Raw genomic sequence first — 17,020 nt, 5'->3', positions numbered from 1 at the left:
TTAAAAAATAGTGATAGGGTCAGAACTCGTCGCTGATAGCTGTTTTGAATGAATAGTCAACATCAGCTGTATGTGCTGTGACGGGACTGCTGTATGAGTAGCCCGGCTGCTGAATAGTAACAAGCGGATTGACTGCGATCTCTGTCAGCAGTTTTTCGAGGTTATCCAGCATTTGCCGGATAGTATCTTTTCTGAAAAGATCAGTATTGTACTTAATGCTTGCCTGCAGTCCCTCAGGCGTTTCAATGAAAAAGAAGGTCAGATCAAATTTGCTCAGTTCATACCCTTCCTGCTGATAAGGAGCTATACTAAGCCCCTTCAACCTGTGCCGGACGCCGTTGAGGTCAGGACCGGCATTCTGAAGTATCAGTGATACATCAAACAGGTTGTTCCTGCGGCCCTCTCCCTGCAAACCCAGATCTGCCACAAGTCTGTCAAACGGGTATACCTGGTGCTCATAGGCGCCTAAGGTGATCTGCCTTACCTGCTCCAGCAGCTCCAGGTAAGTATTGCTCTCCCTGAACTGCGTTCTTAATGCCAGGGTGTTCACATAGAAACCTATCTGTCCTTCCAGGTCTATATGCTCCCTTCCGGCTACCGGGCTTCCGATAATGATATCTTCCTGGCCTGTGTAATTATGCAACAGCATATTCACGGCAGATAAAAGCCCCATGAACAACGTGCTCCCACGTTCCTGCGCAATGTTCTTTATATCATTGCTTACCTGTAAGCTGATGGCTTTCCTCACGCTTCCCCCCTTGTATGTCTTCATATCCGGGCGGGGATAATCAACAGGTAATTGCAACACAGGCAGCTCGCCTTCAAACTGTTTAAGCCAGTAAGTTCTCTGGTTAACCAGCGAAGCTTTATTCATCTGTTGCTGTTGCCATACTGCATAATCTTTGTATTGGATCCGTAACGGGCTTAAAGCGCCTTCCTCTCCTTTTGTATAGGCTTCGTAGATAAGCAGCAACTCTTTCAGCAGCACATTCATGGACCAGCCATCTGTAATAATGTGATGCATCGTATAGATAAATACCCATTTGTTATTCTCCAGCTGGTACAACCCTGCTCTTAACAACGGTCCGGCTGATAGATTGAACACATCTGTTGCTGCTGCATAGATCAGGCCTTTTAGTGACTTATCCTGTTCCTCATCCTGTCGCAGATCACTGTAAGCTATGTTGAACCCTGCGCTGCTTTGAGGAAGAATGAACTGTTTCATCCCCCTCAGTCCATCTTTCCGGAATACTGTCCGCAAACTCTCATGACGGGCAATCAGCCTGTTAAAGGCATATTCCAGTGCAGTGCGGTCAAGCGTTCCTTCAAGGATATACGCGGCAGGCATGTTATATGCCTTGCTGGCCTCGTCAGACTGGCTGGAAATCCAGATCAGCTGCTGGGCAGAAGAAAGCGGGTAACCTGGTTGCGGCGCTGCACACTCAATATTGAGAAAGGCCGTTTTCCTGGCCTGCTCCAGCAACCTTGCCTGATCTTCCAGCACGGGCGCGGCAAACAGCTCATGCAGGGGTATCCGCGTCTCAAACGCTTTATGCAGGTAGCTGGCAAGACGGGTAACCTTCAGACTATGTCCTCCCAGGTCAAAGAAATTATCTCTTATTCCAATCTGTTCTTTCCCTAAGATCTCCTGCCATATCAACACCAGCTTCTTCTGGATATCAGTGGCAGGCGCAATGTATTCAACAACCGGGTGAAGGCTCAACCCCTGCGGATCAGGCAATTTCTTCCGGTCTATCTTACCTGTTGCCGTATATGGCATCTCCTCCAGCTGCACATAGTGGTCAGGCACCATATACCCTGGTAATACCCTGCCTAAACGGGATTTTATACCGGTAATATTTTGGGGGTGCTGACTGACAAAATATGCTGCCAGCTCTTTTTCCCCGCGACTGTTAACCACCGCTGTAACTACAGCGGCCTCGATATCTCCCAGACCCTGCAGCACTGTTTCTATCTCACCCAGCTCTATACGGAAACCTCGTACCTTCACCTGGTTATCCTTTCTGCCAAGGAATTCAATATTTCCATCCGGCATCCACCTTCCCAGGTCTCCTGTTTTGTACATCCGCTCCCCGGCATGAAAAGGATCATTCACAAACTTCTCTGCCGTCAGCCCAGGCTTATGTAAATACCCACGGGCCAGACCTGCTCCACTGATACAGATTTCACCGGGAACACCCACAGGCAGCAGCTGCTCACTATCATCAAGAATATATATACTGGTATTGGTGATAGGCTTTCCTATCAGTACCTTATTGCCATGTTGTATCTTGTATACTGTACTGTAAGTGGTATCTTCGGAAGGGCCATACAAATTCCGGCAAACAGTGTTGTCCGTATCAAGCCTTTCAATGGTCTTTCCGGGGATAGGTTCTCCCGCCATATTCAACACACTTACCCTGCTCAGATCTGCATCTTCAGCCAACAGCATTGCTACTACGCTGGGTACTGTATTTAACAGGATATGCCCGGATGTATCCAGGTGCTGCCTGATAGATAATGCGTTTTCCAGCAGCTTCAGCTTTTTCCCTGTGCAAAGGGTATAGAAGATCTCAAAAACAGAAAGGTCAAAACAAATAGAAGTTACCGCAAAAACAATATCAAAATTATCATTCCTGAACTCCTCCATGCACCAGTCTATAAATGCATTCACACTCCTGTTCTCTATCATCACCCCTTTAGGCCTACCGGTAGAACCGGAGGTGTAGATCACATATACAAGGTCTGTTGGTTGATTCACCAAAGGCAGGTTCTCACAGCTGTAGTTACCGGCTACTGCTGTAAAACGTTCCATGGCAGCTGCATCCAGCAGTGTTTTACAACCACTGTCTTCCAGCATATAGTCTATGCGCTCCTGCGGGTAACCGGGATCAATTGGTACGTAAGCGCCGCCTGATTTCAATACGCCCAGCAAAGCGATGATCATCTCTTCACTGCGCTGTAACTGAACGCCCACAAGATCATCAGGACGGATATGATACTGTTCACGCAGGTAAGCGCCTAACTGGTTGGCACGCTCATTCAGTTCACGGTAAGTAAACGAAGTACCATTAAACACCAACGCTACATTGCCAGGTGTGCGTGACACCTGCTCTTCGAATAACTCCACCAGTGTTTTATCAGAAGGATAATCATGTGTGGTGGCATTAAAGCCTGACAACAGTTGTTCCTTCTCTGACGCATCCAGGTAATCCAGCCGCCCCAGCGGCATAGCTGGTGCTGCTGCAATGGCTGACAACAGCTGTGCAAGGTGGATACCCAACCGTTCTATCGTGGATAGCTCATAGATATCACTGTTATATTCTATTTCATATTGTAATCCTTCTCCCTGTTCAACAAAACTGAAGGTCAGGTCAAACTTGCTCTGTACCTGGCCTTCACGCATATAAGGGCGGATATTTACGCCCGGTAGCTCCGGTAAAACGCCAGCGCCTTCATTGTTCTGCATAATCACCATTACATCGAACAGCGGACTGCGGCTCAGATCACGCTCCAGCTGTAAGCCTTCCACCAGCTCATCAAACGGGTAATGTTGATGATCGTATGCTTCCAGTGTCAGCTCACGCACCTTACCCAGCAACGCTTCATAACTATCGCTGCCATTTAACTGTGTACGCAATGCCAGCGTGTTCACATAAAAGCCTATCTGCGCTGACAGGTCTGCATGACCGCGACCCGCTACAGGGCTGCCAATGATCAGGTCTTCCTGACCGGTATAACGGTACAGTAATGTCTGTACTCCTGCCAGCAGGCCCATGAAAAGGGTACAGTCGTGCGACTGTAACAGCTGTTTCAGCTGACCGGTCAGCTCTTCATTTAACATAAAACGGCTACGACCACCACGATAGCTTTTAACCGCCGGACGTACATGATCGCCACTCAGCGCCAGTACCGGCAAACTACCACTTAAACGATCCTCCCAGTAAACTTTATCTGCCTGTAATACGCCTGCGCCCAGTTGCTCCTGCTGCCATACGGCATAGTCTTTATATTGCAATGGCAAAGGCGAAACTTCCGGCTCCCTGCCGGCTGTATAGCTACGATAGTAATCCAGTAACTCACTCACCAGCACCTGCATAGACCAGCCATCGCTGATAATGTGATGCATCACATAGGTGAAGATCCACCGGTTAGCAGCTACCTGGTAAAGACTGGCACGCAACAGCGGGCCTTTACCCAGGTCAAATGCCTTCATCACATCAGCTGTAACCAGGGCCTGCAGCTGCCCAGCCGTGGCTCCCTGCTGATCTTCACGATGGATACCAAAACCGGAAGCTTCTATATACTGCCGTACCTCTCCCTGTTCATCTTCACGGAAAACAGTACGAAGGCTTTCATGACGGTCTATCAGCCTGGCAAAAGAACGTTCCAGCGCCACTACATCCAGCGCTCCGCTGAACTCAAAACAGCCAGGCATATTATAGGCAGTACTGCCTTCTTCAAACTGGCTTAATACCCATAAACGACGCTGGGCGGATGACAAAGGATAGCTGGCCTGCTCCGGCGCACGACTGATAGCCGTAAAACGGCTCTTCGCTGCCTGCCCTATCAGCAGGGCCTGATCTTCCAGTACAGTAGCTGAGAACAATTCTTTCAGCGACAGCTTTACCTGGAAGCTCTTATGTATCTGGCTGGCCAGTCGCGTTGCTTTTAAGCTATGACCTCCCAGCTCAAAGAAATTATCTTTTATACTGATCTGCTGTTTGCCCAGTATGGACTCCCAGATCTCCACCAGTTGTTTTTCTGTTTCACTCCGGGGAGCTACATATTCATGACTACCAGACAACCCCATACCTTCAGGTGATGGTAACCGCTTGCGGTCCAGTTTCCCGTTAGGTGATAAGGGCAGCGCTTCCAGCTGTACAAAATAACCCGGCACCATGTAAGCGGGTAAAAGACTACCCAGGTAAGCGCGCAGCGTTGATGCCTGTAAGGCTTCCCCTCCTACTACATAGGCCACCAGCTCTTTCTCTCCACTGCCAACTGCTCTGGCTATAACAGCTGCTGTAGTGACTGATCCATGGCCCTGTAATGCTGTTTCTATCTCGCCCGGCTCTATGCGGAATCCACGGATCTTCACCTGGTCATCTTTACGGCCCAGGTACTCTATACTACCATCTGCCAGCCAGCGGGCAAGATCACCCGTGCGGTACATTCTCTCACCAGCTCTGAAAGGATTAGCTACAAACTTCTCTGCTGTCAGCTCTGGTTTGTTCAGGTAACCTCTTGCAACACCCACACCACCTATACAAAGCTCTCCTATCACGCCCACAGGTACAAGTGACAGCTTACTGTCCAGTATATAGATCTCATTATTGCTGACCGGCTTTCCGATAGAAGGAATTTTTTTCAGCGTGGCAGACTGTTCTTTTGATAACCGGATAGTAGTAACTACATGCGTTTCTGCCGGGCCATAGTGGTTATGTAATACCAGATTATGCGTTTTCAGATAGGCAATGAATGCCTCTCCCAACACCAGCTGTTCCCCGGCAACAATAATATGCCTGACAGATAACCCGATAAGTGTCAGGAAGTATTCCTCTTCCATTAATAACTTGAAGTATGCAGTAGGCAGGAACATAGTATCTATACTATTTCCTGTAACAAAATCAACCAGCTCTGTTACATCCTTCTTGCTATCTTCTGTTATAGGATATAAAGCTGCACCCGCCAGTAACGTTGAGAATATTTCCTGGAAAGAAACATCAAAGCTTACACTGGCACACTGCAATACTTTCTTCACTTCTCCAGGGGCAAATTCATTTACATGGAACATCATCAGGTTCAGCATTGCCCTGTGCGTCATCATAATTCCTTTCGGATTCCCTGTCGAACCGGAAGTATAGATCAGGTATACCAGGTTATCCGGCCGGATAACGGTGAACAGTGGCAATATTGAATAACGTGCTCTTTGCTTCAGGAACTGCGTATACAGAGAAAAATCGATAGTTATCACGCAATTACTGTCCTTTTCCAGGTAAGCCACCCTTTCTGCCGGATAATTGGGATCAATTGGCAGGTAAGCAGCGCCGGCTTTCAAAACGGCCAGGATGGCTATGATGAAAGCATCGCTTCTTTCCATTTTAATAGCGATCAGGTTATCCGGTCCTATAGGATAATTCACTTTCAGGTAATGTGCCAGTTGATTAGAGTGCTCATCCAGCTCACGATAGCTGATACTCCTTCCTTCCCAGTATATAGCAGTATGTTCCGGTGTGCTCATTACCTGTTCCCTGAACAGGTCCACTATCGTCTTATCAGCCGGATAAGAAGCAGCTGTATTGTTGAAAGTACCCAGTAACTGTAATTTCTCGGAAGTACCCAGGTAATCCAGCTCTCCCAAAGGCATCTGCGGAGATATTGTCATATTTTCCAGCAGCAGCTCCAGGTGTGTACCCAGACGGTCTATTGTAGACTTTTCATAAATATCACTGTTGAATTCTATCACCATTTCCAGGCCTGTGCCCACTTCCGTGAAGTGAAATAACAGGTCAAACCTGCTCTGCACCTGTCCGTTCTGTGTATAAGGACGGATGCTCAAACCCGGCAACTCCGGTAAAAATCCGGCGCCTTCATTGTTCTGTAATACCACCATGACATCAAACAACGGGCTGCGGCTCAGATCACGCTCAAGAGGCAAACCTTCCACCAGCTCATCAAAAGGATAATGCTGATGGTCATATGCTTCCAGTGTCAGCTCTCGAACCTTGCCCAGCAACGCTTCATAGCTATCGCTGCCACTTAACCGGGTACGAAGTGCAAGCGTGTTAACATAAAAGCCTATCTGATCTGAAAGATCTGCATGGCCACGGCCTGCTACAGGACTCCCTATAATAAGATCTTCCTGACCGCTATAACGGTACAGCAATGTCTGCACACCAGCCAGCAGTCCCATAAACAGGGTACAGTCATGTTCCTGTAAAAGCTGTTTCAGCTGGTCAGTCAACGCTTCATTTAATAAAAACCGGCTACGGCCGCCACGATAGCTTTTAACCGCAGGACGTACATGATCGCCACTCAAACCCAGTACCGGCAGACTACCACTTAAACGATCCTCCCAGTAAACTTTATCCGCCTGTAATACTCCTCCATTCAGCTGCTCCTGCTGCCAAACGGCATAGTCCTTATATTGCAACGGTAAAGCTGATACCTCTGGCTCTTTTCCCGCTGTATAACTACGATAATAATTCAGTAATTCTCCCACCAGCACCTGCATAGACCATCCATCGCTGATGATGTGATGCATCACATACGTGAAGATCCACCGGTTACCATCTACCTGGTAAAGACTGGCACGCAGCAGCGGACCACAAACCAGATCAAAGGCTCTCATTACATCAAGGGCTACCAGTGCATCTAACTGCCCGGCAGCTACACCTCTCAGATCTTCAAACCCGATACGGAAACCAGCCGTTTCCCAGGCAATGATATACTGACGTACCTCTCCATGCTCATCTTCACGGAAAACTGTACGCAGGCTCTCATGACGGGCTATCAACCTGGCAAAAGAACGTTCCAGCGCTACTACATCCAGCTCTCCGCTGAACTCAAAGCAGCCCGGCATATTATAAGCCGTACTGCCCTCCTCAAACTGGCTTAATACCCACAAACGACGCTGGGCGGAGGACAAGGGATAGCTTACCTGTTCCGGCGCCCGGCTGATGGCTGTAAAACGGCTCTTCACCGCATTGTCTATCAGTGCTGCCTGGTCTTCAGGGATAGTAGCCGTGAACAACTCTTTCAGCGAAAGCTTTACATGGAAGACTTTATGTATCTGGCTGGCCAGTCGTGTAGCTTTTAAGCTATGACCGCCAAGCTCAAAGAAATTATCTTTTATCCCGATCTGCTGTTTGCCCAGTATGGACTCCCAGATATGCACCAGTTGTTTTTCTGTTTCACTACGGGGGGCTATATATTCATGACTACCAGACAGCCCCATACCTTCAGGCGATGGTAACCGCTTGCGGTCCAGTTTCCCGTTAGGTGACAATGGCAGCGCTTCCAGCTGTACATAATAACCCGGTACCATGTAAGCAGGTAAAAGACTACCCAGGTAAGCGCGCAGCGCTGATGCCTGTAAGGCTTCATCTCCTACCACATAGGCCACCAGCTCTTTCTCTCCACTGCCAACTGCTCTGGCTATAACGGCCGCGGCAGATATGCCCTCATACTCCTGTAAAGCGGCTTCTATCTCGCCCAGCTCTATACGATAGCCACGGATCTTCACCTGGTCATCTTTGCGCCCCAGGTATTCTATATTACCATCTGCCAGCCAGCGGCCTAGATCTCCCGTACGATAGATCTTCTCTCCTATACGATAAGGATTAGCTACAAATTTTTCTGCTGTCAGTTCTGGTTTGTTCAGGTAACCGCGGGCCAGACCGGTTCCACCTATACAGATCTCTCCCACAACTCCTACAGGCGCCAGCTGGTCTCCACTTCCCAGCACATACATAGATGTGTTCCAGATAGGACGGCCAATTGGAATACGGCGATCTCCACGCTGAGTGGCATAATAAGTTACGTCCACGGATGCCTCCGTAGGGCCGTAAAGGTTATGAACAGGTACATCCACCAGTTCATACCAGCTGTTAACCGTCGCTGCCGGTAACGCCTCACCACTCGTAATAACACGGCGAAGGCTCTGAAGCTGATCTGCAAGATCTGCACGGTCTTCCTGTGAAGAAAGGAACGCCTGCAGCATGCTCGGTACAAAATGAAGGCAGGTGACGCCCTCACGGCTGATCAGCTCTGTTATACGGTCAGGCGAGCTGATATCATCCTGTTGACAAAGCACCATACGTGTGCCCCAGCATAAAGGCATCCACAGTTCCCACACAGATACGTCAAAAGTGAACGTCGTTTTCTGAAGGATGATATCATCTGAACAGAAACCATAGTGAGACCACATCCATTCTATGCGGTTGATCACACCACGATGTTCCAGCATACAGCCTTTAGGTCTACCGGTAGAACCGGAGGTGTAGATCACATATACAAGGTCTGTTGGTTTATTCACCAAAGGCAGGTCCTCACCGCTGTAGTTATCTGCTACCGCCATAAATCCTTCCATGGCTGCTGCATCCAGCAATGCCTTACAGCCGCTGTCTTCCAGCATATAATCAATTCGTTCCTGCGGATAACCGGGATCAACAGGTACATATGCACCGCCTGATTTCAGCACTCCCAGCAATGCGATGATCATCTGCTCACTACGATGTAACTGTACACCTATAAGATCATCAGCATGAACATGATACTGCTCCCGCAGGTAAGCGCCCAGCTGGTTGGCCCGGGTATTCAGTTCACTGTAAGTAAAAGAAGTACCATTAAACACAAGGGCGATGTGCTCAGGCGTACGTGCCACCTGGGCTTCAAATAACTCCACCAATGTCTTATCTGAAGGATAAGCATGTGCCGTATCATTAAAGACCTGCAGCAGCTGTTCTTTCTCTGCTGCATCCAGGTAATCCAAAGTGCCCAGAGGCATAGCCGGCGCCGCCGCGATTGCACCCAACAGCTGCTCCAGGTGTCTGCCCAGACGATCTATTGTAGACCCCTCATAGATATCACTGTTATATTCTATTTCATATTGTAATCCTTCCCCCTGTTCTACAAAGCTGAAAGTCAGGTCAAACTTGCTCTGTACCTGGCCCTCCCGCATATAAGGACGAATATTTACTCCCGGCAGCTCCGGTAAAGTACCGGCGCCTTCATTGTTCTGCATAATCACCATGACATCGAACAGCGGACTGCGGCTCAGATCACGCTCCAGCTGCAAGCTTTCCACCAGCTCATCAAAAGGGTAATGCTGATGGTCGTATGCTTCCAGTGTCAGCTCACGCACCCTGCCCAGCAACACTTCATAACTATCGCTGCCGCTCAGCTGTGTACGCAGCGCCAGCGTATTCACATAAAAGCCTATCTGATCTGAAAGATCTGCATGGCCACGGCCTGCTACAGGACTGCCGATGATCAGGTCTTCCTGACCCGTATAACGGTACAGCAATGTCTGTACCCCTGCCAGCAGGCCCATAAACAAAGTACTGTCATGCACCTGTAAAAGCTGTTTCAGCTGACCGGTCAGCTCTTCATTTAATAAAAACCGGCTACGGCCGCCACGATAGCTTTTAACCGCAGGACGTACATGATCGCCACTCAACCCCAGTACTGGCAGACTGCCACTTAAACGATCCTCCCAGTAAACTTTATCTGCCTGTAATACTCCGGCATTCAGCTGCTCCTGCTGCCAAACGGCATAGTCCTTATATTGCAACGGCAAAGCTGACACCTCTGGCTCTTTACCCGATGTATAACTACGATAATAATCCAGTAACTCACCCACCAGCACCTGCATAGACCATCCATCGCTGATGATGTGATGCATCACATACGTGAAGATCCACCGGTTAGTAGCTACCTGGTAAAGACTGGCACGCAGCAGCGGTCCACAACCCAGGTCAAAGGCCTTCATTACATCAGCTGTAACAAGCGCCTGCAGCTGCTCTGCCGTAGCCCCCCGATGGTCTTCCCTACGAATACCAAAGCCGGAAGCTTCAATATACTGACGTACCTCTCCCTGTTCATCTTCACGGAAAACTGTACGCAGGCTCTCATGACGATCTATCAGCTTTGCAAAGGAACGTTCCAGCGCCGCTACATCCAGCGCTCCGCTGAACTCAAAACAGCCAGGCATATTATAGGCAGTACTGCCTTCCTCAAACTGGCTTAATACCCACAAACGACGCTGGGCGGATGACAAAGGATAGCTGGTCTGCTCCGGTGCACGACTGATGGCCGTAAAACGGCTCTTCGCTGCCTGCCCTATCAGCAGGGCCTGATCTTCCAGCACAGTAGCTGAGAACAACTCTTTCAGCGAAAGCTTTACATGGAAGACTTTATGTATCTGGCTGGCCAGCCGTGTAGCTTTTAAGCTATGACCGCCAAGCTCAAAGAAATTATCTTTTATGCCGATCTGTTGTTTATCCAGTATAGATTCCCAGATCTCTACCAGTTGTTTTTCTGTTGCTGTACGGGGGGCTATATACTCGTGACCATTCGTCAGCCCCATACCTTCCGGTGATGGTAACCGCTTGCGGTCCAGCTTCCCGTTGGGTGACAATGGCAACGATGCCAGCTGCACATAATAACCTGGTACCATGTAAGCAGGTAAAAGACTACCCAGGTAAGTGCGCAGCACTGATGCCTGTAAGGCTTCATCCCCTACAACATACGCTACCAGCTCTTTCTCTCCACTGCCTGTAACCCGGGCGATAACTGCTGCGGCAGATATGCCCTCATGCCCCTGTAAAGCGGCTTCTATCTCGCCCAGCTCTATACGATAGCCACGGATCTTCACCTGGTCATCTTTGCGGCCAAGGTATTCTATATTACCATCTGCCAGCCAGCGGGCGAGATCTCCCGTACGATACATTCTCTCCCCTGCCCTGAATGGATCAGATACAAACTTCTCTGCCGTCAGCTCAGGTTTGTTCAGGTAACCACGGGCAATGCCAGCTCCACTTATGCAAAGCTCTCCGGCTACACCTGCCGGCACTAATAATCCCTGTTCGTCAACAATGTATATTTTATTACTTACCGGGCTTCCTATCGGTACTTTTGAAAGCAGCGGCGTTTGCGCTTTTGCCTGAAAAATGGTTGAAGAAATTGTAGCTTCCGTGGGGCCGTATTTATTATAAAAGTTAACCCTGGAATACCATTTATTTAACAAAGAAGCAGGACAATCCTCACCTGCAGAAATAATCCGTCTGAGAGAGGAATCAGGCACAACATCTATCCTTTCCAGTAAGGCAGGTACTGAATGCAGATGTGTGATGGCATTCTCTTCTATGAAAACATTCAGAGCTGCATCATCCACCAGCAGATCAGCAGGGATAACATATAACGTAGCGCCATATACGAGAGAAAGAAATATCTGTTCAACAGAAGCGTCAAATGAGAAATTAGAGGCCTGCAGAATACGGTCGTCTCCCTTTACATGATACAAGTCATTGATAGCAGTAAGGTAATTTACCAGGTTCCTGTTCTCTACCATCACACCCTTAGGCCGGCCGGTAGAACCGGAGGTGTAGATCACATATACAAGATCTGCCGGTTCATTCACCAAAGGCAGGTCCTCACCGCTGTAGTTATCTGCTACTGCCATAAATCCTTCCATGGCTGCTGCATCCAGCAATGCCTTACAGCCGCTGTCTTCCAGCATATAATCAATTCGTTCCTGCGGATAACCGGGATCAACAGGTACATATGCACCGCCTGATTTCAGCACTCCCAGCAATGCGATGATCATCTGCTCACTACGATGTAACTGTACACCTATAAGATCATCAGCATGAACATGATACTGCTCCCGCAGGTAAGCGCCCAGCTGGTTGGCCCGGGTATTCAGTTCACGGTAAGTAAAAGAAGTACCATTAAACACAAGGGCGATGTGCTCAGGCGTACGTGCCACCTGTGCTTCAAATAACTCCACCAATGTCTTATCTGAAGGATAAGCATGTGCCGTATCATTAAAGACCTGCAACAGCTGTTCCTTCTCTGCGGCATCCAGGTAATCCAGAGTGCCCAGAGGCATAGCCGGTGCCGCCGCAATTGCACCCAACAGCTGCTCCAGGTGTCTGCCCAGGCGATCTATTGTAGACCCCTCATAGATATCACTGTTATATTCTATTTCATATTGTAATCCTTCCCCCTGTTCTACAAAGCTGAAAGTCAGGTCAAACTTGCTCTGTACCTGCCCGTCACGCATATAGGGACGAATATTTACTCCCGGCAGCTCCGGTAAAGTACCGGAGCCTTCATTGTTCTGCATAATCACCATGACATCGAACAGCGGACTGCGGCTCAGATCACGCTCCAGCTGCAAGCCTTCCACCAGCTCATCAAACGGGTAATGCTGATGGTCGTATGCTTCCAGTGTCAGCTCACGCACCTTACCCAGCAACACTTCATAACTATCGCTGCCGCTCAGCTGTGTACGCAGCGCCAGCGTATTCACATAAAAGCCTATCTGATCTGAAAGATCTGCATGGCCACGGCCTGCTACAGGACTGCCGATGATCAGGTCTTCCTGACCCGTATAACGGTACAGCAATGTCTGTACCCCTGCCAGCAGGCCCATAAACAAAGTACTGTCATGCACCTGTAAAAGCTGTTTCAGCTGACCGGTCAGCTCTTCATTTAATAAAAACCGGCTACGGCCGCCACGATAGCTTTTAACCGCAGGACGTACATGATCGCCACTCAAACCCAGTACCGGCAGACTGCCACTTAAACGATCCTCCCAGTAAACTTTATCTGCCTGTAATACTCCGGCATTCAGCTGCTCCTGCTGCCAAACGGCATAGTCCTTATATTGCAACGGCAAAGCTGACACCTCTGGCTCTTTACCCGATGTATAACTACGATAATAATCCAGTAACTCACCCACCAGCACCTGCATAGACCATCCATCGCTGATGATGTGATGCATCACATACGTGAAGATCCACCGGTTAGTAGCTACCTGGTAAAGACTGGCACGCAGCAGCGGTCCACAACCCAGGTCAAAGGCCTTCATTACATCAGCTGTAACAAGCGCCTGCAGCTGCTCTGCCGTAGCCCCCCGATGGTCTTCCCTACGAATACCAAAGCCGGAAGCTTCAATATACTGACGTACCTCTCCATGCTCATCTTCACGGAAAACTGTACGCAGGCTCTCATGACGGGCTATCAGCCTGGCAAAAGAACGTTCCAGCGCCGCTACATCCAGCGCTCCGCTGAACTCAAAACAGCCAGGCATATTATAGGCAGTACTGCCTTCCTCAAACTGGCTTAATACCCACAAACGACGCTGGGCGGATGACAAAGGATAGCTGGTCTGCTCCGGTGCACGACTGATGGCCGTAAAACGGCTCTTCGCTGCCTGCCCTATCAGCAGGGCCTGATCTTCCAGCACAGTAGCTGAGAACAACTCTTTCAGCGAAAGCTTTACCTGGAAGACTTTATGTATCTGGCTGGCCAGCCGTGTAGCTTTTAAGCTATGACCGCCAAGCTCAAAGAAATTATCTTTTATCCCGATCTGCTGTTTGCCCAGTATGGACTCCCAGATATGCACCAGTTGTTTTTCTGTTTCACTACGGGGGGCTATATATTCATGACTACCAGACAGCCCCATACCTTCAGGCGATGGTAACCGCTTGCGGTCCAGTTTCCCGTTAGGTGACAATGGCAGCGCTTCCAGCTGTACATAATAACCCGGTACCATGTAAGCAGGTAAAAGACTACCCAGGTAAGCGCGCAGCGCTGATGCCTGTAAGGCTTCCCCTCCTACCACATAGGCCACCAACTCTTTCTCTCCACTGCCAACTGCTCTGGCTATAACGGCCGCGGCAGATATGCCCTCATACCCCTGTAAAGCGGCTTCTATCTCGCCCAGCTCTATACGATAGCCACGGATCTTCACCTGGTCATCTTTGCGGCCCAGGTATTCTATATTACCATCTGCCAGCCAGCGGCCTAGATCTCCCGTACGATAGATCTTCTCCCCTGACCTGAATGGGTTAGCTACAAATTTTTCTGCTGTCAGTTCTGGTTTGTTCAGGTAACCACGGGCCAGACCGGTTCCCCCTATACAGATCTCTCCTACAACTCCTACAGGCACCAGCTGATCTCCACTACCCAGCACATACATAGATGTGTTCCAGATAGGACGGCCAATGGGAATACAACGATCCCCACGCTGAGTGGCATAATAAGTTACATCCACGGATGCCTCCGTAGGGCCGTAAAGGTTATGAACAGGTACATCCACCAGTTCATACCAGCTGTTAACCGTCTCTGCCGGTAACGCCTCGCCACTCGTAATAACACGGCGAAGGCTCTGAAGCTGATCCGCAAGATCTGCACGGTCTTCCTGTGAAGAAAGAAACGCCTGCAGCATGCTCGGTACAAAATGAAGGCAGGTGACGCCCTCACGGCTGATCAGCTCTGTTATACGGTCAGGCGAGCTGATATCATCCTGTTGACAAAGCACCATACGTGTGCCCCAGCATAAAGGCATCCACAGCTCCCACACAGATACGTCAAAAGTGAACGTCGTTTTCTGAAGGATGATATCATCTGAACAGAAACCATAGTGAGACCACATCCATTCTATGCGGTTGATCACACCACGATGTTCCAGCATACAACCTTTAGGCCTACCGGTAGAGCCGGAGGTGTAGATCACATATACAAGGTCTGTTGGTTTATTTACCAAAGGCAGGTTTTCACCACTGTAGTTATCTGCTACCGCCATAAATCCTTCCATGCCGGCTGCATCCAGCAGCGCCTTACATCCGCTGTCTTCCAGCATATAATCTATGCGCTCCTGCGGATAACCGGGATCAACAGGCACATATGCGCCGCCTGATTTCAATACACCAAGCAACGCTATGATCATCTGCTCACTACGATGTAATTGTACACCTATAAGATCATCAGCATGAACATGATACTGCTCACGCAGGTAAGCGCCTAACTGGTTAGCACGCTCATTCAGTTCGCGATAAGTAAAGGAAGCGTCATTAAATACAAGGGCTATATGATCAGGCGTACGTGCCACCTGGGCTTCAAATAACTCCACCAATGTCTTATCTGAAGGATAAGCAGCATCTGTATTATTGAAAGTGTTCAACAATAATTGTTTCTCCTGCACGCTTAAATAGTCCTGCTTCTGTAAAGGCACATTACCATGCTGTAACAGCGTCTTCAGCAGGTTATGAAAATGTGCCAGCAGCCCTTCAATAATTTCAGCGGTGAACAGCTCTTCCAGGTAATCTACAGCCAGCACCAGGTCTTCTGTATCTGAATATTCCAGCAAATGGAATATCAGGTCTTCCTGCTGCTCTCCACTTGTAATAAAGTTGATAGAGGTCAGGGTATTGCCCAACCTCGCCTCATAGGTATTTTTCTGGTATGAGAAAGATATATTGTAAAGAATTCCCTGCCTGTCCAACCTTTTCAGGGTTTCGTATAATGGAAAGCGTTGATGCCGGTAACAGTCCCTGAGCTCATTTTTCACCTGTACAAGCACTTCTGTAAAGGTTGCATCATTTTCAAGCGAAATGGAGAATGGCAACATATTCACAAATGTTCCCAATGTATTTTTAAAATACCTGTTCCTCCTGTTGAACACGGGAATTCCTATCAGCGGGATTTCATTATTATTATAGCATTTATTCAGCACAAATAATGTGGCAATAAAATAATGAAAGGCCGTACAGTTATATTTTTCAGAGAAGCTGCCAAGCTGGTTATAAAGCTCCCTGGAGATGGAGATCTGCTTCCTGGAACATGAAAGAGTATTGGCTTTCCCTGTCCTGAAGCAGGATTGAAATGCCTTGATATCCGGCAACTGTTTTAAGCGGTCTTCCCAGAAATCTCCGCTCTTCCTGAATTCCTCTGAATTTTTGTATGCAATATCTTCCAGGATAAAATCTTCGTAGAAGTACCTGCTATTATCCTGAGAAGCAGTTTCTCTATTGATAGTGGCGGAGTATGCAGCAGCTACCTTGTTAAAGAACAGTGACATTGAATAACCATCAAAAACCAGGTGGTGCACTTTAGTGTACCAGTAATACCTGTTCTCTGACGCTTTCAGCAATCGTACTTTTAAAAGACATATACCTGTGTCCAGGGCGGTGTTCATATCAGCATACATCCAGTCCATACAAGCCCTGTCCGGCTCAGCATTGCCGGAAAGGTCCGTTACAGCCATGTCATACCTGCTGAATGCTGAACCTGGTTCATTAAAAGCATAATAGCCCAGCTCTGTAACATCTGCAGTCTGCAACACTTTCTCAATGGTCTCCTGCAGTAAAGACACTTCCAGCCCGCCATCAATGCAGGCATATCCACCCACGTTATAGAGGGTGGATCCGGTATAAATATGCTGTGTTAACCAAATAGGTTCCTGTACGGATGCTATTTTTTTCATCTCATATATGATTCAAAGGCG

The 17,020-nt window shown here is 48.6% G+C and carries 1 protein-coding gene; it reads right to left on the bottom strand.

Annotated elements, in window-relative coordinates:
- Positions 1-19: 19 nt before the first annotated feature.
- Positions 20-16,999 (bottom strand): non-ribosomal peptide synthetase, encoded by a 16,980-nt coding sequence (locus GO493_RS24335; protein WP_157308841.1) that lies wholly within the window; start codon positions 16,997-16,999, stop codon positions 20-22.
- Between the last annotated feature and the right edge of the window lie 21 nt (positions 17,000-17,020).

Source organism: Chitinophaga tropicalis (genome assembly GCF_009758205.1).
In the GTDB taxonomy this organism is placed as follows: Bacteria; Bacteroidota; Bacteroidia; order Chitinophagales; family Chitinophagaceae; genus Chitinophaga; species Chitinophaga tropicalis.
The sequence above is the reverse complement of the archived record's forward strand: the minus strand, read 5'-3'. Positions and strand labels throughout refer to the sequence as shown.

Coding starts and splice junctions, on each gene's coding strand:
- GO493_RS24335 (WP_157308841.1), bottom strand. CDS start 16,999: ATGAAAAAAATAGCATCCGTACAGGAACCTATTTGGTTAACACAGCAT.